The sequence below is a fragment of the Frigoribacterium sp. Leaf8 genome (assembly GCF_001421165.1).
Lineage (GTDB): Bacteria > Actinomycetota > Actinomycetes > Actinomycetales > Microbacteriaceae > Frigoribacterium.
In genome coordinates, this window is record NZ_LMKB01000005.1 from 1,105,328 (window position 1) to 1,130,716 (window position 25,389).

Sequence of the window (25,389 nt, forward strand, 5' to 3'; positions counted from 1 at the left end):
AGGAGGCGCGGGCGGGGCACCGCCGTCGTCCCCCCTTCGGCGGACGGTCACCTCGCCGCGCCTCCCTACCGCGTCGTCAACCCGAGCCGCGCCGCCGCCCAGGCCGTCCCCGCGCCGAGCCCGCGCGACGCCGTCGACCAGTCGTGGCCGCTGCCGGGCACGACGTGGCGGGTGACGTCCATGCCCGCGGCCCGGGCGGCCGCCGCGACGACGGGCATCACGGGCCCGTAGCGCGAGTCGGTCCCGCCGATGGCGAAGAAACCGGCACTGTCGGCGTAGGGGGCCCGGGCGGCCAGCACGGCGAGCGGCTGGGCGGCGTCGTAGGCCGCCCGGTCGCCGGCGAAGCCGCGCTCGACCGTCACCCGTGCTCCCCCGTCCAGCAGTGGTCCCCGCTGCCCCGAGACGTCGACGAACGAGGCGAAGAGCTCCGGGTGGCCAGCCGCCAGCTGGAGCGAACAGGTGCCGCCCTCCGAGAAGCCCGACACGGCCCAGGCCCGACCGGGCGCCTGGACCGAGAGGTGGCTCGTGATCCACCGGGGCACGTCGACCGTCAGGTAGGTCTCGCTGTGACCGAGGGGTCCGTCGACGCACATCGGGTTGTTGGTCGGCCGCTCGAGCTGGTCGGGCATCACGACGATCGGCGCGAGGCCGTGATGCGTGCGGGCGAGGGTGTCGAGGGTCTCGACCATCCGTCCGGCGTCGACGAGGTTCTCCGGGGCGGCGCCGGGACCCTGTCCGGACAGGACGACGTCGACGGGCAGGGGCGGCGGATCGGCCACGAGGGCGGCGGGCGGCAGGTACACCAGGGCGTCCCGTGCGTCGAAGTGGGACGCCGTGCCCGGGATGGCGACGCTGCCGAGCCGTCCGCGGGACGGCAGGTCGGCGGGTGCCCGCCAGGTGCGTCCCAGGTCCGGGGCCGCCGGGGTCGACGTCCGTCCGGCCCGCACGGCCGCCCCCTGCGCGACCGGGACGACGAGCGGCGAGACGTCCGACACGCCGAGCAGGGCCCCCACGGTCGGGAAGAGCCCGCTGTCGCGGTCGATCGCGAGGCCCGTGGCGAGGGCCGTCACGACGATCGTCGAGGCCGCGAGGACCCGCCGCCCCGCGCCTCCGCGCACCACGGCGACCACGGCCGCGCCGACCACCGCCAGCAGGGCCCCGACCCAGAGACGGTCGACCCAGGTGGGCGGGACGTCGAGGACGTCCTCGACGTCTCCGAGCCACCAGGTGACCAGCGCGCCGAGGCCGGCCCCCAGCGCGGCGGCTGCGGCGACCCAGCGCCACCAGGTGCGGGCCCCGCGCGGACGGCGCACCGTCGAGACCACGAGCGCCCCGGCCACGGCGTACACGGCCGCGAGGGTGCCCGCGGACATCAGGGAGAGCCTCAGCACGAGGGCTCCGCACGGGGACGATCGATCACGTCCGGACGCTATCGAGGCGACTCGATGGGTGAGCCGTGAGAGGGCTGGGCGTCGGCTGACTCAGACCCAGCCGCGGCGTGCGGCCTCGACTCCGGCGTGGAACCGGTTGCTCGCGCCGAGCTCGTCGAAGAGGGCGTGCAGGCGCCGCCGGAGCGTGCGAGACGAGATGCCGAGCTGACCCGCGATCACCTCGTCGGTCGCCCCCGCCGCCACGAGGGCGAGCAGGTCGCGCTCGGCGGGGGTGGGGGGTCGCATCGCGAGTCGCGCCTCCTGGTCCCGCGACGGCACGGTGGCTCCCGACGTCGCCGGCACGGTCGACGACGACGACGCCAGTCGCGCGGCCACCGCGGCCCAGTCGACCGCGGCCCCACCGGCCCCTGGGGTGCCCGGCACGGGCAACGCGCTGCGCCACCGGGCCTCGAACAGGTCGTGGAGGGCGGCGACGAGCGGCTCGGACTCGGTCACGAGGGCCTCGGGCCGGTCGGGGTCGTGCCCGATCGAGACGAGGGCGACCCGGCGGTCGGCGACGGCGAGCTTGACCGGCAGGTCGTGCGTGATGCGGGCCTCCTCCCCGTCGGCGCCGAGGCGGTGGACGCCCTGCCAGCTGCCGTCGGCCGAGATGCTGGCGACCGTGTAGACCGCCCGCCACCGCACGCCGCGCCCGAGGGCGACCCGCTGGGTGGACTCGTTCGACGCGACCACGTAGGGCGGACGGTCGAAGGCGACGAAGTCGGTGGTCGCCCGGTGCTCCAGCCTCGAGTACCAGTCCCCCACGGCCGCGTGCCCGACGACCACCCGCGTGAGTTCGTCGGCGTCGTGCGGGCGGCGGCCCTCGTCGAACAGCGCTCCCAGCTCGGGCACGGCCGCGCGCACCTCGACGAGCGCGTCGGCACGCGCGGCGACGACGGCCGGCACGGCCACGCGCGGGTCGACCGCGCCGTAGCCCTCGCCCCCCGCCGAGCGCTGGACGAGCCCGAGCGAACGGAGGCGCTCCAGGGCGGCCAGGGCCGTCGCCTCGTCGAGGTGCACGGCCCGTGCCACGGCCTGGGGAGTCGGCCCGGCCGCCGCTCCCGCGGCGTCCGCCAGCCCGGCCCCGGCGACGACGTGACGGTAGACCGCGACGGCCACGTCGTCGATCCCGAGGGCGGCGAAGGACGGAAGGGGCACGGGACGATCTTGCCCCGTCACAGCCGACTCTTGGTAGCGTCGTCCAGATGACCGGACACGGGGCGGGGCGGTGAGCCGCGAGACGATCGCGTCGCCCTCGGCGGCGAGGCTGCGCCGACCCGGTTTCTCGATCGGTCTCGCCGACCGGTTCTCGGGCAGCTGGCGCAGCGTGCTGGTCGTCTACCTCGCGTCGCGGCTGTTCTCGACGAGCGTCCTCTTCGCCGTCTACGAGGTCGCGAAACTCGCCGGTGCGACCTTCATCACCCCCGGCAGCGACCGCAGCTTCCTCGACTTCACCTCGTCGTGGGACGCCGACCGTTACCGCACCATCGCGCTGCACGGCTATCCCTCGACCCTGCCCACCGACGCGACCGGCGAGGTGCTGCCGAACGAGTGGGCGTTCCTGCCGGTCTTCCCGTACCTCTGCCACCTGCTGATGGTCGCCACGGGCATGGACTTCGTCGTCGCCGCCCCTCTGCTCGCCACCGTCTTCGGTGCGGCTGCGGCCGTCGTCCTCCACCGCCTGCTCGTGACGAAGGTCGGACGCACCGGCGCCCTCTGGGCCGTGCTGCTGTTCTGCTTCGGGCCGATGGCGTTCGTCATGTCGGTCGGCTACGCCGAGAGCCTTTTCCTCCTGCTGATGTTCGGCGGCCTGCTCGCCATGCAGCGGCGGAACTACCCGCTCGTGGCGGCGGCGGGCATCGTCGCCTCGTTCGTCCGACCCGGGGCGCTCGCCCTCGCGTTGGCGCTCGGCATCCACCTGATCGTGCGCTGGCACACCGAACGGGAGCGTCCCGAGGCCCGCACGGCCGCTGCCTCCGCCGCCGCTGCCTCGACCACGTCCTCCGCTTCGACCTCGACCTCGATCACGGGGCACGGCACGGCGAGTGCCGACGCGCCGTCCGCGTCGACGCCGCGGTCCCCCGGTGACGCCGGGACGCGACGGATCGCCGGGATCGGCAGCGCGCCTCCTGCCCTCGTCCTCGCCGCCCGGGCGTCGGCCCGTCGTGCCTGGGCCGGGCTGCGCGAGTTCGTCGTCGGTGGACGGATGCCGAAGCGCGAGCTGACGACGATCGTCGTGGCGGGGCTCTCGATGGCCGCGGCGGGACTCGCCTGGCCGGTGGTCGCCCACGTGGTCACGGGCCAGTCCGACGCCTACCTCGAGACCGAGATGGCCTGGTGGGTGGACTACGTCGGCCGCCCGGCGTTCGTGCCGTTGACCCCGTGGTTCCTCCTCGCCGGGCGGTGGCTGGGCATCGGGGGCATCGTGCTCGTGCTGGCCATCATCGCGTCGTTCACGTTCTGGGTGACCCGACGCTCGACGCTGCGGCTCGGTCACGAGGTCGTCGCGTTCACCGCGGGGTTCTTCGCCTACCTCGTCGCGGTGTTCCTGCCCCAGCAGAGCCTGTTCCGCCTGCTCATGCCCCTCAGCCCCCTGCTCGGCACGCCCGCGATCTCGTCGCGACCGTGGGTGCGGCGCACGATGCTGCTCGGCGGGGCCACGCTGCAGCCCGCCGCCGTCGTGTTCGTCTTCCTGTTCACCGCGCCGTAGCCGCCGCGGCCTGGCCGCCGCGGCGTCACCACCGCCGCGTCGCCACCGGCTGCCCCGACGGAGACACCGCCGAGCGGACAACACACCGTCGCATTTCTCGGTGTCTCGTCCACTCGGCGGTGTCCGGCGGGAGGGGCGCTGCGCGTCTCGCCCGGAGGCGCCGGCGGGCTACGCGGCGGCGGGGGCCAGCTGCATCGCGTCGGCGAGGAGCGCGACCGACCGGAGGCGCGCCTCCGTCGACGAGGCCGAGTGCGCGACGATCAGCTCGTCGGCCTGGGCGGTGCGGGCGAACTGCTCCATGTACTCGCGTGCGTCGCCGGGCGTGCCGACGGCGGTGTAGGTCGTCATGGTCTGGACGTGCTGCCCCACCGGGGTGCGCAGCAGGTGGTCGAGCTCGTCGTCGCCGAACTCGCGGGTGGGGTCGATCTGCCCGCTCTGGCGCAGCAGCATCATGAGGCGCTGACGCTTGACGGCGGCGAACTGCGTGTCGGCGTCGTCCGCGTCGTCGGAGACGATCGCGTTGACGGCGGCGAGCACGTACGGCTCGCTCAGCTGGGTCGACGGCTGGAACTCGCGACGGTAGGCCGAGACGGCGTCCACCAGGTCACCGGGGGCGAAGTGCGAGGCGAAGGCGTAGGGCAGACCGAGGGCGGCGGCGAGCTTGGCACCGAACAGCGACGAACCGAGGATGTACAGCGGCACGTTCGTGCCCGCCCCGGGGACGGCCTGGACGCCGGCGACGCGCGACTCCCCCGCGAGGAACGCCTGCAGTTCGACGACGTCCTGCGGGAAGCGCTCGGACGACGAGGGGTCGCGGCGCATGGCCCGGAACGTGGCCTGGTCGCTGCCGGGGGCTCGGCCGAGGCCGAGGTCGATGCGCCCCGGGTGCAGGGTCTCGAGGGTGCCGAACTGCTCGGCGATGGCGAGCGGCGAGTGGTTCGGGAGCATGACGCCGCCCGAGCCGAGGCGGATGGTCGAGGTCTGGCTCGCGATGTGGGCGATCAACACCGACGTCGCGCTCGAGGCGATGGAGGCCATGTTGTGGTGCTCGGCGTACCAGACCCGCCGGTACCCGCTCGCCTCGGCCTGCTGCGCCAGGGCCACGGAGGCCGCGAAGCTCTCGCGCACGGTCTGACCGGGTGCGACGGGGGCGAGGTCGAGGATCGAGAGGGGAATGCTCATGCGGGGGTGAACAACGACGGTCGTCGCCGTATGCCCGGTCTTGGCGATCGTCAGGTCGAACCGGTCGTCTCGGACGATGGAACGCATCCGCATTCGAGACGTGGTGGGATCGGACGCCAGACGCTGTCGAAACTGGCGAGATCGACCTCGCGGACACCTCCGGCGAGTGCCGGTGGTGCCCCGAGCAGTATCCGGAGCGCCTCCCATGCCGTCATGTTCCCCACCACGCCGGCCAACGGGGCGGCTGAGCCGCCGGGCGAAGAACCCTTCAGAGTTCGCGCGGCACGTCCGTGATCGTCGGCTGTCGCGGCACGGATGCACGACCAGCACGTCGTTCGGCCGGGCAGGACGGTGACACCCGGCACCCCGAGCAGGGCGCCGTACGCGCCTCCGACGATGTGCGGGACACCGACCGCGGTGCTCGCCGTCGCCACGACGTCGGCCACGACGGGCACCGAGGGCTGGTCTGCGCAACTCACGACGAGATCGGCACCCGAGAGCAGGGTCGCGAGCTGTTCCGCGGTGTCCACCCGAGTGCGCCAGACGTCGACGGTGATGTCCGCGTCGATCTCGGCGACTCGCTCTGCGGCTGCGTCGACCTTGACTCGTCCGATGTCTCCGGAATCGAAGAGCACCTGCCGGTTCAGATTGGAGAGTTCGACGACGTCGGGATCGATGAGCACGAGCCTTCCCACCCCAGCCGCGGCCAGCGATTGGACGACCCACGAACCAGCACCACCGACGCCGACCACGACCACGCACGCACCGGTGAGCCGGCTCTGGATCGTCGAGGCGTCGTGTCCTCGAGCGACTGCGGACAGTTCATCGGCCGAGATCATCTCGTCGAACAGCTGCAGCTGACGCGAATGCCTCGTGGCACGGTCGGTGGAAGATGCCTCCGACGCCAGGAAGCGTTCGGATTCGAGGACCTCCAGCACGTCCTCGAGCGCTCCGCGATCAAGCAAGGAAAGCGTCTGGGCGAGCTGCACTGGCGTGCGAGTCCCATCGAGCAGCGGGACGAGGTCCGCCACCCAGGGCTCGACGGAGAAGGTCGACACGACCCGCTCGTACGTTGCCCTGAATTGCAGGCGACCGTCTGCGAGCTGGACGACGATGATGCTGTCTCGCAGACGGGGGCGGGCGGCTGAGCCCGTTCTCGCGTCAGCGCTCATGACGTGCCCCTCAGAATCGTCAGGGGCTCCGTGCGGGAGGCCCGCAGGACCGGCCCCACGGCGGCGATGGCGAGAGCGATCGCCGTCACGCCGACGATTCCCGCGATCGTCACGGGATCGACCACCGGGTCGACCCCCACGCCGAGGAGCCTCGAGACGATCCGCGTCCCGAGTGCTCCCCCGAACGAGCCGAGGAGCAGTCCTGCACTCAGCGACGCCACGGCGATCACGGTGGCGTCCCAGGCGACGAGGGCACCGACGCCGCGACGTCGGCACCCCACGGTGCGGAGCACGGCGAGTTCATCACGCCGCGATTCGACGTCGAGGCTCAGCGTGCTGCTGGCCCCCAGGGCCCCGAGGGCCAGAGTCACCGTCACCGCTGCGAAGAGTCCTGCCGTGAGGGCTGCCGTCTCGGAGGCTGCACGATCCCTCGTCGCCTCGGCGGTGATGACGTCGACACCGGGGACTCCGACCACCTGCGCGGCGACGCGGTCTGACAAGTCGGCGACATCGACCCCTCCGTCTGCCGACACGTCCCACCGAGAGACCCCCGTGACACCGAGTTCGCCCGCCGTCCTGCGGTCGATGACGACCTGTTGCCCCGTGGCCACCGAGGTGAAGAGCCCGACGACTTCGAGGGACACCTGGGTCCCCCCGGCCGACACGACGACCTCATCACCCGGGGCCACCGTCAGGGACTCGGCGACCCCCCTCGGCAGAGCGATGCCCCCACCGGCCCTCAGCAACTCGACACCTCTCGATCCGCCACCGGCGGACCACGCGAGCCCCGACACGTCGAACCAGGTCTCGGGGTCGATCGCCTGGAACGGCACGTCGAGTTCGGCGGACGCCGACAGGACGGTGGCTTCACCGGACACCGACCGCGCGACGTCCCGAACGCCGTCGACGACGACGATCGGCTCGGCGTCGTCCGACAAGGGCACGACCGACGTGACTTGCACGTCGGCCCCGAACTGCCGATCGATCTGTTCCCCTGTCGCGGAGGCGACGGCACCGACGCAGGTGGCGAGCGACACCGCACCGAAGACCACCAGGGTGAGAGCCCCGGTCACCGTCGACCTGCCGCGGGTCGGTCGGCGACGCGCCAGGTCGGCGGCCCACTGGAGCCTGGCCGCGAACGCCGCCAGGGGCGCGATCGCGAGGCGGGAGAGGGCCACCGCACAGACCGCCAGGGCGACCAGGCCCAGAGCGTCGAGGACGGCGCCTGCGTCGAGGGCCCAGATCACCAGCCCCGAGACCGATGCGACCACGGCGACCGCGACGGCTCGTCGCCGTGAGCACGATCCGGGCGAACCGTCTGCGGGTTCGACGCCCCTCACGACGAACGCCGGCGGAATTCGACGGACGTCGGCGACGGCTCGTCGGGCCCCGAGCGTGGCGGAGGTCGCTCCCGCGAGGACGCCGAGACCGACCGAGAGGGTGAGGGTCGGAAGAGACGGAGCCTCCCCGTCCATCCGACTCATCACCACCGCAGCGCCGGCGACGCCGACCGCGACGCCCACGACCGTTCCGGCCGCTGCGACGATGGCGATCTCGGCGCCGACCGACGAGACCAACCACCGTGTGGACGCGCCCGTGGCCCGCAGCACACCGTAGGTACGGCGCCGTGCTCGGACGGCAGCCGTGCTCGCCAGTGAACCGAGCAGTGCCGACACGGCGAGGGCGACCAGAGCGAGCCCTGCCATCACCGCCGTCACGGCCGTTTCGATGGGCCCGAGGCCGTCGGCCACGGCCGACGTGTCCTGGAAGACGGCGCCGGACGGGAGCGCCGCTCGGTGTTCTGCTGCCCAGGTGGACGCAACTGCAGGATCGAGTTCGAGGTCGAGACGGGTGAGGTCACCCTCGAGCCCGAACGCCCTCTGGACGACCTCGAGGTCGGTGAAGAGGTTGTCCCGGGCGAAGACACCCAACAAGCGGGGGTCGACGAGCCCCACCACGTCGAACGAGCGGACGCCCGAGGGAGTCGTCATCGACATTCGACTCCCCAGGGAGGCGCCCATGCGGTCTGCGACATCTGTCGGCACCAGGACCTCGTCCGAGCCCGGTCGAGGAGCTCGACCGTCGGTGACCACCTGGGAGGCGAGTGAGTCCGGCCCGGCCGGGGCCCCGGTCAGGAGGAGGGCCTCGGCCTCACCCGTCGCGCCGACCACGACCGTCTCTCGACTCAGGGTGGGGAGCGACGACACGACTCCGGCATCGGCGGCGAGTGCGTCCACGAGACCCTCGTCGACGAACTCACGATCCACCTCGGGGACGATGCCCACGTCCCCGAACGTGAGCAACGAATCGATTCCGTCGACGACCGTCTGGCGCGCCGTCAGCCCGGTGACGAGTGAGGCCGTGAGAAGGGCGACCCCCAAGGCTGCCGTGAGGGCGGTGAGTCCTGCCCGCCGCCGTCCGTCAGCGATGTTCCGCCAACCAAGCGCGAACGCGTTCTTCATGGGCCCTCCCCTCGACGCTGTCGATCGTGGCCGCCGGTGTGAAGCGTTCGTCGGCGATGACTCGGCCGTCTCGCAGGACGATGATCCTGTCGGCGATGCAGGCGGTCTCGAGGTCATGGGTGACCACCACGACCGCTGACGCCTGGTCGTCGACGACCATGCCCCGGAGCAGCCTCAGGACATCCCGTGAGGTCGCACTGTCGAGCGCGCCGGTCGGCTCGTCGGCGAGGACGAGAGACGGACGGGAGAAGAGCGCTCGAGCCAGGGCCACACGCTGGGCCTCTCCGCCCGACAAGGTGGCCGGACGGGCCGATCCGAGACCGTCGAGGCCGAGTTCGTCGAGCAGCGCGTGCGCTCGATCCGCCCATTCCGAGCGGCGTCTTCCCGCGACGAGTGACGTGAGCGCGACATTCTCGAGCACCGACAGGGTCGGGACGAGGTGGGAGTCCTGGAAGACGAATCCGATGCGATCTCTTCGCAGGACGGTGCGCTCCGCCTCGGAGAGGGAAGAAAGTGTCATTCCGTCGAAGACGATCTGACCGTGATCGGGCGTGTCGAGAGCACCGACCATCTGCACCAGAGTCGACTTGCCCGAGCCGGAGCGACCGACGATCGCGATGATCTCGCCCTCGTGAAGGTCCAACGAGACACGGTCGACGGCGGGCGGTCTCCCACCTCGGCTCTCGAAGAGCCGTGACACTTCTCGGATCTCGACGAGCGGAACCGTGCTCATGCCGCCGACTCCGTCCGCATCAGATCGAAGTCGGTCCACATCTCCCAGTCGCCGGCGCGGCCGTCGAGGATGAGCCTCTCGATGAGTCGCCACAACGCGACCGTCGACCCCTGGACCTCGACGTCATCTGTCGGGGCGGGAATCGCCGGGTGGATCGTCAGGACGAAGTGAGCTTCTCCCGTCCGGTCGAGGTGCATCGGCAGCATGGCTGCGCCCGCGGCACGACTCATGAGGGCCGGCCCCTGCGGTGCGACGACGGAAGCCCCCAGGAACGGGACGACGGTGTGGTGACGGCCTCGGCCTCTGGGATCGTATTCGGGGAACATTGCGAAGACGAGCCCGTCCTTGAGCGCTCGGAGCCCCTTTCGGAAGGTCGCGTCGTCGTCGATGGCGAAGGCGTCGACATCGAGAGAGGGAAACGCCCGATCCCGGAGCTCGTCGAAGTTCATCCTGTTGAAGACGAAGCGCGTGGGGTGTCGGTGCGCGATGATCGGCGGGACGACGTAGGACGCCCCGAAGTGCAGGGGCAAGGCCAGGGCGCCACGGCCGTGCTCCCTCGCCTCCTCGAGGTGCTCGCCGCCACGAACCTCGACGACCTCGTCCAGCCGAGCTCGGTCGTCGAGCCACAGCGTGACGAACGTCGACTCGAATTGCATCCGAGGCCCGTAGTCGCCATATCGCCCCGCTGCAGCGTCGATGTCGACGGAGGCGAGACCTGGCAAGCCCCCCATGGCGGCACGGGCCTTGGCCGCCATGCCGGCGCTCGTGTCGGACGGGTCGGCGATCGAGTCGTAGGCGGGCAGGTCGAACCGGGCGATGTCGTTCATGAGTCGCCACGCGGCAGCGGGCCCGGCGGCGCGGAGCGCCGACCAAAGACGTTCGTATCGGACGACCTCGAAGAGGGTGAAGATGGGAAGGGACATGTCGACTTTCGGGAGATGCGGTCACCGGACTGACGGGGAAGGCGGACCGCCCGATGGGCGGCCCGCCCCGGATGTCAGGTGCAGAGGCATCCGCCGTTGCAGCGTGCTGCGCTACCCGGCTTGAGCGTCGTGCTCTCGATTTTCTTCATGCGTTCCCTCCTCCCACGTCGAGTCGACGAGACACCTCCGAGTCTCGGCATCGGCAGCTCGACTCGAAAGTCACGGCCGTCACGAAGTCACCACGCATCCGTCATGTCGACGTCATGAGACATACTGGTCACGAAGTCGATGACGAGTAGGGGGATGCCATGTCGACCGACGGGCCGATCGACGTGTGCGTGGTCGCCGACGAGGTGCTGACGCGGTCGGCGATCGAGGCGTGCATCCGTGTGACGCCGGGGCTGAAAGCTGTCGCGATCCACGATTCCGCGAAGCCCTGCTCCGAACCAGGGCCACCCCCGTGGAGCGTGCTGGTCATCGACGCCGACGACCACCCCGACGTCGTGGACGCCGCCCGGCGACTGCGCGAGGGGCACGACGCCGTCGTCGTCCTGGGTCGCCGCTTACCCGCCGTGCTCGTCCGTCAGATCGTCCAGTCGGGCATCGACGCGGTCGTCTCGAAGCGGGCGAGCATCGACGAACTCCTCGCCGTCGTCCGGCGAACGGCTGCCGGAGAAGACCACGTCGACCCGAGGTTGGCGGCCACGGTCCTCCGCGCCGAGGCGTGCCCGCTCACGGCACGCGAGCGTGACGTCCTGCGCCTCGTCGACCGGTCGCTCTCGACCAGACGGTGCGCCGCCGAGCTGCACCTCGCCGAGGGCACGGTGCGCAACCTGATCTCGTCCGCCGTCCGCAAGGTCGGGGCGCCCGACCGCGGACGGGCCGCCTCGGACGCGCGAGATCTCGGTTGGATCTAGACCCGCGCCTCCTCGGGGCAGACGCGGTCGAGCAGGCCCGGCCATCGCGACGACGAATGGTCCCGCACCGTCGTTCGCCGTGGGGCGAAGGACGATCCGGGACCACTCGATGCGCGGAGGGCGCGAGCCGGGCGCGGCCTACAGGCCGCGGGCGAGGCGGTGGTACGCGGCGTTCCAGGCGACCTCGTGACGGAAGTCGCGGATGCGGGTGTCCTCGTCGATCACGAGCAGCTCGGTCTCGACGATGCGGGCGAGGTCCTCGAAGGCCTCGAGCCCGACCGCGGTCGACATGACCGTGTGGTGGGCGGCGCCGGCCGTCAGCCACGCCTCGGCCGACACGGCGAACGACGGACGGGGCTTCCACACCGCGCGCCCCACCGGGAGGTTCGGCAGGTCCTCGTCGGGGTCGACCACGTCGACCACGTTGACCGTCAGGCGGAAGCGGTCGCGCACGTCGCTCATCGCGACGACGACGGCCGGGCCGGGGTCGGCGGAGAAGACCAGGCGCACCGGGTCGTCCTTGCCGCCGATGCCGAGCGCGTGCACCTCGAGGGAGGCGCGCCCCGACGTCAGCGCCGGGCTGACCTCGAGCATGTGCGCCCCGAGGATCTTCTCCTCGCCGGGCACCAGGTGGTACGTGTAGTCCTCCATCAAGGAGGCGCCACCCGGCAGCCCGGCGCCCATCACGTTGGCCGCACGCACCAGCACCGAGGTCTTCCAGTCGCCCTCGGCACCGAAGCCGTAGCCCTCGGCCATCAGGCGCTGGACCGCGAGGCCGGGCAGCTGCTTGAGTGCACCCAGGTCTTCGAAGTTCGTCGTGAAGGCACTGAACCCGCCCTCTTCGAGGAACGAGCGCAGACCGATCTCGATCGCCGCACCGTCTCGGAGCGACTGGTGACGCTCGCCGCCCGCCCGCAGCGCGGGGACCACGTCGTACTCGGCCTCGTACACCGCGACGAGCGCGTCGATCGCCGTCTCGGACGCCGCGGCGACGGCCTCGGCCAGTTCGTTGACGCCCCAGGTGTTGACCTGGACGCCGAAGGCCAGCTCGGCCTCGGTCTTGTCGCCCTCGGTCACGCCGACGAAGCGCATGTTGTCGCCGAAGCGTGCCAGCTTGAGCGAGCGCATGGCCGAGGCGCCCGCGGCGGCGCGCATCCAGGTGCCGACCTGCTGCTGCACGCGCGGGTCGCTGACGTGGCCGACGACGGTCTTGCGGGGCACCCCGAGACGGGTCTGCATGTAGCCGAACTCGCGGTCGCCGTGGGCGGCCTGGTTGAGGTTCATGAAGTCGAAGTCGATGTCGGCCCAGGGCAGCGCGACGTTGGCCTGCGTGTGCAGGTGCAGCAGCGGCTTGCGCAGGGCGTCGAGGCCGCCGATCCACATCTTGGCCGGGCTGAAGGTGTGCATCCAGGCCGTGACGCCGATGACCGAGTCGTCGAGGTTCGCCTCGAGCATCGTGCGACGGATCGCGTCGGCGTCGGTCAGGACGGGCTTCCAGACGAGGCGCACGGGCACGTCGGAGGCGGCGGCGAGTTCGTCGGCGATGGCACGCGACTGGTCGGCGACCTGCTGGAGCGTCTCTTCGCCGTAGAGGCCCTGGCTGCCGGTGAGGAACCAGACCTCGCGTGAGGCGAGGAAGGCGGTGGGGTCGAGGGTGTCGTTCGTCACTTCAGTTCTCCTGCGGGTGCTTGTCCGTAGACGTTCTGGTACCGGTCGAAGAGGGCGTCGATGCTCTCTGCCGGGATGGGGATGGGTTCGCCGAGCTGGCGGGTTATGTGGACGGTGCGGGCCACGTCCTCGGTCATGACGGCGGCCTTGACCGCGTCGCGGGCGTCCTTGCCGATCGTGAAGACGCCGTGGTTCTGCATCAGCACGGCCCGGCTGCGGTGCCCCTCGAGCGTCGCGACGATGCCGCGGCCGATCGAGTCGTCGCCGATGATCGCGAACGGCCCCACGGGGATCTCGCCGCCGAACTCGTCGGCCATCGCCGTGATCACGCACGGGATCGCCTCGCCGCGCGCGGCCCAGGCCGTGGCGTAGGTCGAGTGCGTGTGCACGACTCCGCCGACGTGCGGCATGGTGCGGTAGACGTAGGCGTGGGCGGCGGTGTCGCTGGACGGACTGCGGTCGCTGCCCGGCGTGCCCTCGACCACGGTGCCGTCGAGGCGGCAGAGGATCTGGTTCTCGGCCGTGAGGTCGTCGTAGAGCACCCCGCTGGGCTTGATCACGAAGAGGTCGGTGCCGGGCACGCGACCCGACACGTTGCCGCCCGTCCAGACGACGAGCCCGTAGCGCACGAGCTCGGCGTGCAGGGTGGCGACGTCTTCTCGGGTGGCGTCGATGGCCGCCTGCGTCGAGCGGTCGATCCAGCCGGTCATGCGGTCACCTGCGCGTCGCTCGTGGCGGAGGCGGTGGCGTCCTGTTCGACGGCATCCGTGCCTCCACCGCCCTCGGTCGTCGCCGAGGGAGCCGAGGAGGCGCGGGTCGCCTCGCGACGCATCGCCCGCAGGCGGTGCATCACGTCGTTGCCGCCCCGACCGAACCAGTCGTGCAGCAGGAGGTACTCGGCGTACAACGCGTCGTAGGCGTCGGCGGCGGCCTCGTCGGGGACGTAGGTCGCCCGGTCGACGCTGCCCATGGCCTCGGCCGCCGAGCGGATGTCGGGGTAGGCACCCGCGGCGACGGCGGCGTGGATGGCCGACCCGAGGGCCGGGCCCTGCTCGCTCGTGATCGTCGAGATCGGCATGCGGAGCACATCGCTGTAGGTCTGCATCAGGTGCTTGTTCTTCAGCAGACCGCCGGCGGCGATGAACTCGGTGACCGGCACGCCCGACTCCTCGAAGGCCTGGACGATGCGGCGCGTGCCGAACGCCGTGGCCTCGAGCAAGGCCCGGTAGCCCTCTTCGGGCGTCGTGCTGAGCGTCTGGCCGACGATGACGCCGCTCAGCTCGTGGTCGACGAGCACCGAGCGGTTGCCGCTGTGCCAGTCGAGGGCCACGAGGCCGTGGGCCCCGACGGGCTGCTCGTAGGCGAGGTCGGTGAGGTGCTGGTGCACGCTCTTGCCGGCCGCCGCGGCGTCGTCGACCGACGACTGCGGCACCTGGTTCTTCACGTACCAGGCGAAGATGTCGCCGACGCCGGACTGACCGGCCTCGTAGCCGTAGAGGCCGTCGACGATGCCACCGTCGACGACGCCGCACATGCCGGGCACCTCGGCGAGCTTGTCGCCGTTCATGACGTGGCAGGTGCTCGTGCCCATGATGGCGACCATCTGGCCGGGCTGCGTGGCCTTGGCGGCCGGGGCCGTGACGTGCGCGTCGACGTTGCCGACGGCCACGGCGATGCCCTCGGGCAGTCCGGTCCAGCCGGCGGCCTCGGCCGTCAGCGTGCCCGCGACGTCGCCCAGGGCGCCGATCTCGTGCACGACCTTGGTCTCGGCGAAGTCGGCGAAGTCGGGGTTGAGGGCGGCGAGGAACTCGCGGCTGGGGTACTCGCCGTCCTGGTAGATGCCCTTGTACCCGGCGGTGCAGGCGTTGCGCACGTAGCGGCCGCTGAGCTGCCAGACGATCCAGTCGGCGGCCTCGACCCAGTGCTCGGTCGCGGCGTAGACCTCGGGGTCCTCTTCGAGTAGCTGCAGCCCCTTGGCGAACTCCCACTCGCTCGAGATGAGCCCGCCGTACCGGGGCAGCCACGACTCGCCCCGCGACGCGGCCAGCTCGTTGATGCGGTCGGCCTGGCCCTGCGCGGCGTGGTGACGCCACAGCTTGACGAACGCGTGCGGGCGGCCGGCGAAGCGGTCGAGCTCGTTGAGCGGGGTGCCGTCGGCGGTGGTCGGCACCATGGTGCAGGCCGTGAAGTCGGTGCCGATGCCGACGACCGCGGCGGGGTCGACGCCCGACGCGCGGAGGGCCTCGGGAACGGCGTTCTTCAGCACGTCGACGTAGTCGGACGGCACCTGCAGGGCCCAGTCGGCGGGCAGGCGCTCGCCCGTTCCGGGCAGCGTGCGGTCGACGACCGCGTTCGGGTACTCGAACGTGGCGCTGGCCAGTTCGGCGCCGTCACGCACGCGCACGACGACCGCGCGGCCGCTGAGCGTGCCGTAGTCGACGCCGACGACGTACGTCTCGGCCGAGGCGCCGGCGGGGTCGGGAGCCGCGGGCGACGGGTCGGAGGGGATGGCGGTCTCAGCCATGGAACGTCCTTGTCCTGATGCGAAAGTGAGCGCTCACATTCTCACATGAGCGAGTGGGACCGTGCAATCTCGCACGGGCGGTTCGGGGTCGGTCAGCGGGCCGGGGCCGCCGTCGAGCGGCGGACGACGAGCTCGGGGTCGAGTGCCGCCACGGGCGCCTCGTCGCCGGCGAGCACGGCCTCGACGGTCGTCATGAGTCGGCGCCCGAGTGCCTCGAAGTCCTGCCGCACGGTGGTCAGCGGCGGGACGAAGTGTTCGGCCTCGGGGATGTCGTCGAAGCCGACGATGCTCACGTCGCGCGGCACGACCCGACCGGCGTCGACGTACGCGTGCACGACGCCGAGCGCCATCTGGTCGTTGCCGCAGAACACGGCCGTGACGTCGTCGCGTCCGGCCAGCTCTCGGCCGATGCGATGACCGGAGCCCGGGGTCCAGTCGCCGCGCAGCAGCACCGTCGAGTCGACGCCGAGCCGTTCGCAGGCCTCGCGCCAGCCCCGCTCGCGGTCGCGGCCGTCCATCCACCCGTCGGGCCCGGCGACGTGGGCGATGCGGCGGTGACCGAGCGAGACGAGGTGCTCGACGGCCGCCTCGGCCCCGGCGGCCTGGTCGAACGAGACCGTGTGGTGGCCGTCCTCGGCCTCGCTGTCGGCGGTGACCAGCGGCACCGACACCCCGGAACGCCGCAGCACCTCGAGGGCCTCGGCGTCGGGCGCGATGAGCACGATGGCCGCCACGTTCTGGCCCACCAGCGAGTCGAGGGCCTGCCGCATGCCCTGCCGGTCGTCGACGTCGAGGGTGGCCATCGACACCTGGTACCCGGCTCGTCGGGCGGCACCGTTGAAGCCGTGCATCGTGCTCGACGGCCCGTAGAACGGGAACCCCGTGCTGATCACGCCGAGCGACCTCGTCTTGCGGCTGGCCAGCGCCCTGGCGGTGAGGCTCGGCCGGTAGTGGAGCTCGTCGATGGCGACGTCGACCTTGGCCTTGGTGGCGGGACGGACCGTCGGGTCGCCGTTGACGACCCGCGAGACGGTCTGGTGCGAGACGCCGGCTGCGGCCGCGACGTCGAAGAGGGTTGCCACGAGGTGATCCTAGTTCGGTTCGGTTTTCGGGACGGTGGCGTCGTGTGCGGCCGGCCCGCGCCTCCTGCGGTCTGGTCGGTGCCCGCCGGGGGCGGGGAGACGAGGAGGCGCGGCTCCCGTGACCGGGAACCGCGCCTCTCGCGGATGGTGACCGCTCGTTACTTGCCGGACGAGGCGGCGCGACGCTTGTTGAAGACGTCGAACGCGACCGCGGCGAGCAGCACGAGGCCCTTGATCAGGGACTGGTACTCGGTGCCGACGCCGAGGATCGACATGCCGTTGTTCAGGATGCCGATGATGAGACCACCGACGATGGCGCCGGTGACCGTGCCGATGCCGCCGGTGACGGCGGCGCCACCGATGAACACGGCCGCGATGGCGTCGAGCTCGAACCCGTTGCCGGCGCTGGGGCTGGCGAGGTTCAGCTGGCCGGTGAAGACGACGCCGGCCAGGGCGGCGATGACGCCCATGTTGACGAAGAGCAGGAACGTGACGCGCTTCGTCTTGACGCCGGACAGCTCGGCGGCGTGCAGGTTGCCACCGATCGCGTAGACGTGACGGCCGAACACCGAGTTCTTCATGATCATCGAGTACGCGACGACGAGCACCGCGAGCACGACCAGGACGATCGGGGTGCCCGAGTAGCTGGCGAGCAGGAACCCGACGTACATGACCAGGGCGACCGTGAAGACCATCTTGGTGATGAACCACAGGAAGGGCTCGTCCTCGAGCTGGTACTTGCGACGCGTGGCACGGCCGCGGAGGCCGGTGCCGATGAGGGCCAACGAGGCGACGGCGCCGAGGACGAGCGTCAGCGGCTCGTACCCGGTCGTGCCGAAGGCGGGCAGGAAGCCCGACCCGATGTCGCGGAACCCCTGGGGGAAGGGCGAGATCTGCTGGCTCTGGAGGGCGATCTGGGCGGCACCGCGGAACGCGAGCATGCCGGCCAGGGTGACGATGAACGCCGGGATGCCGAAGTAGGCGATCCAGAAGCCCTGCCAGGCCCCGACCAGGGCGCCGAGCACGAGGCAGAGCACGACGGCGAGCGGCCAGGGCAGGCCCCACTGGGTGATCATGACGCCGGCCATGGCGCCGGTGAAGGCGACGATGGAGCCGACCGAGAGGTCGATGTGGCCGGCGATGATGACCATCACCATGCCGATGGCCAGGATCAGGATGTAGCTGTTCTGGACCACCAGGTTCGACACGTTGATCGGTGCCAGCGTGATGCCGTTCGTGGTGACCTGGAAGAACAGCACGATGACGATCAGCGCGATGAACAGGCCGATCTGGCGCAGCTGCCCGCCGAGGTACGAGACGGCACCCGTGATCGGGTTGCCACCCGAACCGGACTGCGGCTGACGGGAGGTGGGCGACCCGCCCGTGGGCTTCGGGTCGGTGGCCTGGGTGGGGCTAGGCGCGCTCATTGACGGGGCTCTCTCGTTCGAGGGTCATGTACTTCAGGAGGAATTCGGGGGTCGCCTCGGCGATCGGAACGTCGGCCGTGATGCGCCCCTCCGAGAGGGTGTAGATGCGGTCGCAGATGCCGAGCAGTTCGGGCAGCTCGGACGAGATGACGATGACGCCCTTGCCCGCGTCGGCGAGCTGGTTGATGATCGTGTAGATCTCGTACTTGGCGCCGACGTCGATGCCACGGGTGGGCTCGTCGAGGATGAGCACGTCGGGGTCGGCGTACATCCACTTCGACAGCACGACCTTCTGCTGGTTGCCGCCCGAGAGCTTTCCCGTCACCGACGCCACGGTGGGCGCCTTGATGTTCATGCTCTTGCGGAAGCGCTCGGCGACGGTGCTCTCTTCGGACCGGTTGACGAAGCCCCAGTTGGCGAGCTTGCCGAGGGCCGAACCGGACACGTTGCGCGTGATGTCGTCGATCAGGTTGAGGCCGTACTTCTTGCGGTCCTCGGTGGCGTAGGCGAGACCCGCGGCGATGGCCTTGCTGACCGTCGACGTGTCGATCTTCTCGCCGCGCTTGTAGACGGTGCCCGAGATGCCGGTGCCGTAGCTCTTGCCGAAGACGCTCATCGCGAGTTCGGTGCGTCCGGCGCCCATCAGCCCGGCGATGCCGACGATCTCGCCGGCCTTCACGGCGAGGTTGGCCTGGTGGATGATCTCGCGCGTCGAGTCGAGGGGGTGGTGGACGGTCCAGTCCTCGATGCGCAGCAGCTCGTCGCCGACCTTCGACTCGTGGGCCGGGTAACGGCTCTCGAGGTCGCGGCCGACCATGCCCTTGATGATGCGGTCCTCGGACACCTCGTCGGCGTGCATGTCGAGGGTCTCGATCGTCTTGCCGTCGCGGATGATCGTCACCTTGTCGGCGATCGCCTTGATCTCGTTGAGCTTGTGGCTGATGATGATCGACGTGATGCCCTGCCCCTGCAGGCTCTTGATCAGGTCGAGCAGGTGGGCCGAGTCGTCGTCGTTCAGGGCGGCGGTGGGCTCGTCGAGGATGAGGATCTTCACGCGCTTCGAGAGCGCCTTGGCGATCTCGACCAGCTGCTGCTTGCCGACTCCGATGTCGACCACCTTGGTGACCGGGTTGTCACGCAGGCCGACGCGGGCCAGCAGGCCGGCGGCGTCGAGGTTGGTCTTGTTCCAGTCGATGAAGCCGTTCTTGGACTGCTCGTTGCCGAGGAAGATGTTCTCGGCGATCGAGAGGAACGGGCTGAGCGCCAACTCCTGGTGGATGATGACGACGCCCGCGGCCTCGGAGTCGTTGATGTTCTTGAAGTCGACGGGCTGGCCGTCGAGCAGGATCTGGCCGTCGAACGAGCCGCTCGGGTAGACGCCCGAGAGCACCTTCATGAGCGTCGACTTGCCGGCGCCGTTCTCGCCGCAGATCGCGTGGACCTGGCCGCGCTCGACCTCGAGCGTGACGTCCTGCAGGGCCTTGACGCCGGGGAACGTCTTGGTGATCTCCCGCATCTCGAGGATCGTGTTCGCCACGTGTTCCTTCTTCCGTGTGTCGGGTGGGTGCCGCTGGGGAGCAGAGAAGCGAGGAGGCGCTGGTCGGCGACCGGCGCCTCCTCGGTTCTCGCAGGGGAGGGACCTACTTGAGGTCGGCCTCGGTGTAGTAGCCGCTGTCGATCAGGACCTCTTTGTAGTTGTCCTTCGTGACGATGGTCGGCTGGAAGAGGTACGTCGGGACGACCTTCACGCCGTTGTCGTACGTCTTGTCGTCGTTCGTCTCGGGCGTCTTGCCGGTGAGCAGGTCGTCGGCCATCACCACGGACTGGTCGGCGAGCTGACGCGTGTCCTTGTAGATGGTCGAGTACTGCTGACCCTCGATGATCGACTTGACCGAGGCGGCCTCGGCGTCCTGGCCGGTGATGACCGGGAGGGCGTCGCTGGTGTAGCCGGCACCCTCGAGCGCCGAGATGATGCCGATCGAGATGCCGTCGTAGGGCGAGAGCACGCCGTCGAGCTTGGTGCCGCCCGAGTAGGTCGAGGCGATCAGGTTCTGCATGCGGGCCTTGGCGGTGGCCGGGTCCCATGCCGCGGTGGCGGCCTGCGTGAACTGGTCCTGACCGGAGCCGATCGTCAGCGAACCGTCTTCGATGTAGGGCTTCAGGGTGTCCATCGCGCCGTTGAAGAAGAAGGTGGCGTTGTTGTCGTCCGAGCTGCCGGCGAAGACCTCGATGGTCTTGGGCGAGGCGCCGTCGACCTTCTTGCCGTCGGCGTCGGCGAGGCCGAGACCGGTCAGGAGGCTGGTGCCCTGGTCGACGCCGACCTTGTAGTTGTCGAACGAGACGTAGTAGTCGACGTTCTCGTTGCCCGTCAGCAGGCGGTCGTACGAGATGACCTTGATGCCGGCCTTGGCGGCCGAGTCGAGCTGGTCGCTGAGCGAGCCACCGTCGATCGAGGCGACGATGAGGACCTTCGCGCCCTTGGTGATCATGTTGCTGATCTGCTGGACCTGCTGGGGGATCTTGTTGTCGGCGTACTCGAGGTCGACCTTGTAGCCCTTGTCCTCGAGGGCGCTCTTGACGGCGTCGCCGTCCTTGATCCAGCGCTCGGACACCTTGGTGGGCATCGCGACGCCGACCAGCGCACCGGCGTTGTCGCCGCTGCTGCTGCCGCCGGCGTCACCGCCGCGTCCGCCGCCGCCGCCGGAGCAGGCGGCCAGGGAGAATGCCATGCCGACGGCGACGATGCCGACGAGGAGCTTTTTCTTCACGGTTGTTCCATTCGTGTCAGGTGTCATCTCGACGGCGTCGTCGATGACGGGTGATGGTGCTGTGAGGGGATCTCTGTGGTGCGGGCGCTCGACGGCTCGGGTGGCCGGGGACGCGCCGGGCCGACGGGTGCGCGAGGCCTGCCCGTCGGGGCTGAGGGGGACGTCAGGCCGGGGCGACCGCGAGGAGGCGCGGGGCGGGCGACGTGCGGACGGCCCGGTGGGCGGCCGGGCGGCGGAGGGAGGAGCTGTTCACGGTTGACCTCTTCGTCAGGAAACGTGTGGCTGGGGTGTCGCGGAGTGGAGCGGGATGGCCCGTCGCGGGGACGGTCGAGCGCTGACCTGAGAATGTGAGCGCTCACATCGGTGGTGCTGGGCAATACTGAACGAGGTCCAGGTGCTTGTCAAGTCGGTCGGCGCCCGGCGTGTCGCGACAGGATTTACACGTTCGCCACACGCCGTTCACGCGCGTGAGCGGTCGTCACGTCACAGTGTGCCCATGATCACCGCGACCGCGACCGTCCACACGGCGCACGACGCCGCCGGCCTGTTCTGGTTGTCGCGCCGCCTGCTCGCCGAGCACCGGGCCGCGAAGGTCGAGGTGGGCCAGTACCTCGTGCAGCTCGCCGACGCCGGGACCGTGCTGCTCACCGAGCTGCCCGAGGCCCTGCGGTTCGACGTCGTCGTCCGGGACGAGCTGACGGCACGCCGCACGCGCCGGGCGCTCGAGGCCGCCCTCGAACGCTGCCTGCCCGGCACGGTGTCGGCCATGACCTGGCAGACCGAACCCGTCGCCGTCTGAGGGCGGCCCGGCGCGACACCCCCGAACCAGCGCGACGCCCCGGGTTCGTGGGGTGTCGTGCTGGTTCGGAGGTGTCGGGCCGCGCTAGAACGCGGTGATGGTCCAGCTCGCCGTGTGGGCCTCGCCCGGGGCGAGCAGCACGAGGTCGTCACCCGAGTTGAAGGCGTCCGGCGGGCAGGTCATGGGCTCGACGGCCAACCCGACGCGGTCGTTCTCGGGTTCGGGACGGTCGGCGGTGTGCACCTGCACCCAGGGCAGCTCGGTCCCCCACGACATGGTGACGCCGTGGCCGTCGCGCGCGGTCACCGTGGCGGTGACCCGCGCCTCCTGACCGGGGCCCCCACCGGCGTCGCCGTCAGGGGTGCCGAACGCGAGGTCGGTGAAGGCGTGGTCGACGAAGAGGTCGCCGACCGGGTGCCCGTCGCGGAAGTCGAAGCCGTCACGGTCACCGACGGGCCGCGTGCCGACGGGGACGAGGCGGTCGTCGGTCACCTCGAGGTAGCTCGCGGCGGGCAGCGTGAACGACCAGTCGTCGACGCGACCCTCGCCGGCGACGAGGTAGGGGTGCGGCGCCGTGCCGTAGGGGGCGACGCCCGTGCCCGCGTTGCGGGCCGTGACCGTCGTGGTGAGCCCGTCGTCGGTCAGCTCGTAGACGACCGACAGCGCCAGCCGCCACGGGTAGCCGTCGCTCGGCACGAGCACGAACGAGGCCGAGGCCCGCGCGGCCTGGGCCTGGTCGATGGTCCAGTCGGCCCAGTGGGCCAGGCCGTGCAGGGCGTGCCCGCGCTCGACCTCGTTGAGGGGCAGCTGGTGTTCGACCCCGTCTCGCTCGTAGCGTCCGTCGGTCACGCGGTTGGGCCACGGGGCGAGCAGGGCCCCGCGGAAGCCCGGCCGCACCTCGTCGGCGGCGAACGGCACGACCAGGTCGCGGCCCTCGAACGTGAGCGTGCGCAGCGTGGCCCCGACCCCGGCGATCTCGGCCCGGTAGCCGTCCCGCTCGAGCACGACCTGCGCGCCGGAGACCGGCACCGGCGACGTGACGAGGCGAGCGGTCGGCGGCGCCCCCGGTGCGGGCTCGACGACGGGGGGCACGGTGCCGTGCGGCGGCACGGGGGCGACGGGGGTGGGCTCAGACATGCGCGGGCTCTCCGAGGACGGACGCGGACAGGAACGGGTTGCGGAAGCGGCCCTCGGGGTCGACCGACGCGACGTGGGCGGCGAAGTCGCCGAGACGCGGGAACACCCGGCGCAGCTCGGCGTGCGTGGCGGTCGAGACCTTGCCCCAGTGCGGGCGGGCGTCGAAGGCACCGAGCACCCGCTCGATCTCGGGCAGCACGGCGAGCACCTCGTCCGGGCGGCGGTGCCAGGTGAAGTGGAAGGCCACGCTCTGACGTCCGCCGCTCGGGCTGATCCAGGCGTCGTCCGGGGCGATCGTGCGGATCTCGCTGACCATGAGCACGTCGGCGAAGGTGTGCGCGATGCCACGGAGCCCCTCGATCCCGGCGGCGGCGTGCTCGGCGGGGATCAGGAACTCGCTCTGGATCTCTTCGCCGGCGCTCGGCGTGAAGTCGAAGCGGAAGTGCGGCAGGCGTTCGAGCCACGGGCCGGCCACGCCGCCCTGCTGCGTGACGGCCGCGGTCTCGGCCCCGGGGATCATGTGCGTGGTCGCGTCGGCCCGCACGGCACCGAGGTCGCGGAGGTCGAGACCGACCGCGTCGCCGACCCGGTGCTTCGACCAGACCTGGTCGACCCCCGCGCCGTCGTACCGCGTGAAGAAGCTCAGGCTGTACGCGCCGGCGAGCACGGCGTCGAGGTGCTCGAGAGCGGCCGCCCACGGCAGGTCCTCGTGGATGGTCTGCTCGACGTCGAAGGTCGGCACGGTGTCGAGTTCGAGGCTCGTGACGACGCCGACGGCGCCGAGCGAGACGACGGAGGCGCCGAACGCGTCGTCACCGCGGCGGACGGTCTCGAGGCTGCCGTCCGCGCGGACGAGCTCGACGGCGCGGACGCCGGCCGAGAGGGCGGGATTGCGCACGCCGGAACCGTGCGTGCCGGTCTGGACCGCTCCGGCGACCGAGATGTGGGGCAGCGAGGCGAGGTTGTGCAGGGCGAGGCCGCGACGCTGCAGCTCGCCCGCGAGGGCGGCGTGCGTCGTGCCCGCACCGACGCGGACCGTGCCGGCGGCCGAGTCGACCTCGACCGGGGTCTCGAGCGCATCGAGCGAGACGAGGACGCCGTCGGTGTCGGCGACCCGGTTGAACGAGTGGCGCGAGCCCAGGGCCTTGACCCGACGGCTGCCGGTGACGACGTCACGCAGCTCGTCGATGCTCGTGGGGCGACGCAGGTCGGTCGTCGAGTACTCGACGTTGGCGGCCCAGTTCTGCATGGAGACTCCTTCGGCTCGGGGTGCTGCGTCGAGTCTAGGCGAGCCCCACCGCCGGGAGTGAGCGCTCACTCGCCTCGGGCGGCGGCCTGCCAGCCGAGCAGCGGGCCGAGGCGCTCGGCGGCGTCGGTCAGCACCTGCGTGTACTCGGCGAGTCCGAAGTCGAACGGCAGCTCGACGATCAGGTCGTCGACCTCGCGCATCGCGGCGTTCTCGTGCAGCTGCTCGGCGATCCACTCGGACGGGCCGACGAGGTCGCGGTCGAACATCATGCCGCGGGGTCCGTGGGCCACGGTGGTGCGGTCGCGACGGGAGGACGCGTAGGCCTCGTACGCCGCACGCTGCTCGGCGGTGGCCGTGTCGGTGGGCAGGACGACCGCGCCCTTGGCGACCCGCGCCTCCGGACCCGAGGGGTGGACCGCGCGGAAGGCCCGGATCTGCTCGAGTTGCGACGCCGCGAAGCGGGTCGGCTCGATCGGCCCGGGCGCGCCCGCGAAGCTGACGTTGCTGATCAACATGCCGAGGCCCTGGCGACCCGCCCACTCGGCCGACCGGGGGCTGCCCGCGCCGTACCAGACACGGTCGGCGAGGCCGGGGCTCTGCGGCTGCACCCGCCCGGTGAAGACCTCGATGCCCTCGGTGCCCTCGAACGCGCTGACCTGCTCGCCCCGGACGAGCGAGAGGAACTTCTCGACCCGGCCGTACGAGAAGTCCTGGTGGTCGGCGGCGTCCCCGTAGAGATGCGGCCCGACCTCGTCGTAGGCGCGGGGCTCGCCGACGCTGACGCCGAGCTGCAGCCGGCCGCGCGAGAGCACGTCGACCGTGCCCCAGTCCTCGGCGAGACGGAACGGGTTCTCCCAGCCGAGCGGCATCACGGCCGTGCCGAGGGTCAGGCGCGAGGTGCGCTGCGCCGCGGCCGAGAGGAACGCGACGGGCGACGAGATGCCGAACTGCAGGTGCCGCGTGCGGGTCCAGCCGCCGTCGAGCCCCAGCGCCTCGGCCCGCTCGAACAACTCGAGCCCCTGCTCGAGTCCGACGGTCGGGTCGTCGCCCTCGAAGGCGCCGATGGTGAGGAAGCCGAGACGACTCAACGGCCTCGCGGCGGCGGACGGAGCGGGCGACGAGGAGGCGGTGGTCACCCGTCGAGCCTAGCCAGACGACCCGGGTTCGCCGAGCCGGGCCCCGGCCCTCGTCCCCCCGTGCGACATC

General features: G+C 71.2%; 20 protein-coding genes. 3 read left to right on the forward strand and 17 right to left on the reverse strand.

All coding sequences use genetic code 11. From position 1 onward, the window contains the following. Nucleotides 1–65 precede the first annotated feature (65 nt). Nucleotides 66–1,373 (reverse strand): esterase family protein, encoded by a 1,308-nt coding sequence (locus ASL10_RS09825; protein WP_056046712.1) that lies wholly within the window; start codon nucleotides 1,371–1,373, stop codon nucleotides 66–68. Nucleotides 1,374–1,481: 108 nt separating this feature from the next. After that, on the reverse strand, nucleotides 1,482–2,588 hold the full coding sequence (locus ASL10_RS09830) for a helix-turn-helix transcriptional regulator (RefSeq protein ID WP_056046714.1): 1,107 nt from the start codon (nucleotides 2,586–2,588) through the stop codon (nucleotides 1,482–1,484). Nucleotides 2,589–2,658: 70 nt separating this feature from the next. Here ASL10_RS09830 and ASL10_RS09835 point away from each other — a divergent pair, with 70 nt between their 5' ends. Continuing rightward, a complete protein-coding gene (locus ASL10_RS09835; RefSeq protein WP_056046716.1) occupies nucleotides 2,659–4,140 on the forward strand; it encodes a mannosyltransferase family protein in 1,482 nt (493 codons plus the stop codon). A gap of 168 nt (nucleotides 4,141–4,308) precedes the next feature. Here the strand turns inward: ASL10_RS09835 and ASL10_RS09840 are convergent, their stop codons facing one another. The 5 genes from ASL10_RS09840 to ASL10_RS09860 form a co-directional block, all read right to left on the reverse strand. Continuing rightward, on the reverse strand, nucleotides 4,309–5,322 hold the full coding sequence (locus ASL10_RS09840) for an LLM class flavin-dependent oxidoreductase (RefSeq protein ID WP_056047824.1): 1,014 nt from the start codon (nucleotides 5,320–5,322) through the stop codon (nucleotides 4,309–4,311). A gap of 50 nt (nucleotides 5,323–5,372) precedes the next feature. Further along, nucleotides 5,373–6,494, reverse strand: coding sequence for a ThiF family adenylyltransferase (locus ASL10_RS09845; protein WP_082460331.1), 1,122 nt, complete (start codon nucleotides 6,492–6,494; stop codon nucleotides 5,373–5,375). Next, nucleotides 6,491–8,956 carry an FtsX-like permease family protein gene (locus tag ASL10_RS09850; protein WP_157485362.1) on the reverse strand — a complete coding sequence of 822 codons (2,466 nt, stop codon included), beginning with the start codon at nucleotides 8,954–8,956 and terminating at the stop codon, nucleotides 6,491–6,493. The genes ASL10_RS09845 and ASL10_RS09850 overlap by 4 nt, the downstream gene beginning before the upstream one ends. Continuing rightward, nucleotides 8,916–9,599, reverse strand: a complete 684-nt coding sequence (locus ASL10_RS09855) for an ABC transporter ATP-binding protein (protein ID WP_200922586.1) — start codon at nucleotides 9,597–9,599, stop codon at nucleotides 8,916–8,918. The genes ASL10_RS09850 and ASL10_RS09855 overlap by 41 nt, the downstream gene beginning before the upstream one ends. Nucleotides 9,600–9,685: 86 nt before the next feature. Beyond that, complete coding sequence (locus tag ASL10_RS09860; protein WP_158612863.1) at nucleotides 9,686–10,444, reverse strand: lysophospholipid acyltransferase family protein; 759 nt, start codon at nucleotides 10,442–10,444, stop codon at nucleotides 9,686–9,688. 476 nt (nucleotides 10,445–10,920) lie between these two features. Between ASL10_RS09860 and ASL10_RS09865 the strand changes: the two genes are divergently transcribed. Then, nucleotides 10,921–11,529, forward strand: coding sequence for a response regulator transcription factor (locus tag ASL10_RS09865; protein WP_056046725.1), 609 nt, complete (start codon nucleotides 10,921–10,923; stop codon nucleotides 11,527–11,529). Nucleotides 11,530–11,667: 138 nt separating this feature from the next. On the opposite strand, the gene araA is transcribed toward ASL10_RS09865, so the two are convergent. The 7 genes from araA to chvE form a co-directional block, all read right to left on the reverse strand. Then, nucleotides 11,668–13,197: an L-arabinose isomerase gene (gene araA / locus ASL10_RS09870; RefSeq protein ID WP_056046727.1), complete on the reverse strand. Its 1,530-nt coding sequence runs from the start codon at nucleotides 13,195–13,197 to the stop codon at nucleotides 11,668–11,670. Then, nucleotides 13,194–13,907: an L-ribulose-5-phosphate 4-epimerase gene (locus ASL10_RS09875; RefSeq protein WP_043595113.1), complete on the reverse strand. Its 714-nt coding sequence runs from the start codon at nucleotides 13,905–13,907 to the stop codon at nucleotides 13,194–13,196. The genes araA and ASL10_RS09875 overlap by 4 nt, the downstream gene beginning before the upstream one ends. After that, nucleotides 13,904–15,721 carry a ribulokinase gene (gene araB / locus ASL10_RS09880; RefSeq protein ID WP_157485363.1) on the reverse strand — a complete coding sequence of 606 codons (1,818 nt, stop codon included), beginning with the start codon at nucleotides 15,719–15,721 and terminating at the stop codon, nucleotides 13,904–13,906. Before araB ends, ASL10_RS09875 begins: the two co-directional genes overlap by 4 nt. A gap of 92 nt (nucleotides 15,722–15,813) precedes the next feature. Next, nucleotides 15,814–16,803 (reverse strand): LacI family DNA-binding transcriptional regulator, encoded by a 990-nt coding sequence (locus ASL10_RS09885; protein WP_056046729.1) that lies wholly within the window; start codon nucleotides 16,801–16,803, stop codon nucleotides 15,814–15,816. Nucleotides 16,804–16,961: 158 nt separating this feature from the next. Then, complete coding sequence (gene mmsB, locus ASL10_RS09890; protein WP_082460334.1) at nucleotides 16,962–18,230, reverse strand: multiple monosaccharide ABC transporter permease; 1,269 nt, start codon at nucleotides 18,228–18,230, stop codon at nucleotides 16,962–16,964. Beyond that, entirely contained in the window at nucleotides 18,217–19,767 is a 1,551-nt protein-coding gene (gene mmsA, locus ASL10_RS09895) for a multiple monosaccharide ABC transporter ATP-binding protein (RefSeq protein WP_056046732.1), read from the reverse strand. The genes mmsB and mmsA overlap by 14 nt, the downstream gene beginning before the upstream one ends. 103 nt (nucleotides 19,768–19,870) lie before the next feature. Next, a complete protein-coding gene (chvE, locus tag ASL10_RS09900; protein ID WP_056046734.1) occupies nucleotides 19,871–21,025 on the reverse strand; it encodes a multiple monosaccharide ABC transporter substrate-binding protein in 1,155 nt (384 codons plus the stop codon). 469 nt (nucleotides 21,026–21,494) lie between these two features. Between chvE and ASL10_RS09905 the strand changes: the two genes are divergently transcribed. After that, nucleotides 21,495–21,797 (forward strand): hypothetical protein, encoded by a 303-nt coding sequence (locus tag ASL10_RS09905; protein WP_056046737.1) that lies wholly within the window; start codon nucleotides 21,495–21,497, stop codon nucleotides 21,795–21,797. An 84-nt stretch (nucleotides 21,798–21,881) separates the two neighbouring features. On the opposite strand, the gene ASL10_RS09910 is transcribed toward ASL10_RS09905, so the two are convergent. The 3 genes from ASL10_RS09910 to ASL10_RS09920 form a co-directional block, all read right to left on the reverse strand. Beyond that, a complete protein-coding gene (locus ASL10_RS09910; RefSeq protein WP_082460335.1) occupies nucleotides 21,882–22,934 on the reverse strand; it encodes an aldose 1-epimerase family protein in 1,053 nt (350 codons plus the stop codon). After that, nucleotides 22,927–24,183, reverse strand: coding sequence for an FAD-binding protein (locus ASL10_RS09915; RefSeq protein ID WP_056046739.1), 1,257 nt, complete (start codon nucleotides 24,181–24,183; stop codon nucleotides 22,927–22,929). Before ASL10_RS09915 ends, ASL10_RS09910 begins: the two co-directional genes overlap by 8 nt. A 65-nt stretch (nucleotides 24,184–24,248) precedes the next feature. Next, on the reverse strand, nucleotides 24,249–25,319 hold the full coding sequence (locus tag ASL10_RS09920) for an LLM class flavin-dependent oxidoreductase (RefSeq protein ID WP_056046741.1): 1,071 nt from the start codon (nucleotides 25,317–25,319) through the stop codon (nucleotides 24,249–24,251). Nucleotides 25,320–25,389 lie beyond the last annotated feature (70 nt).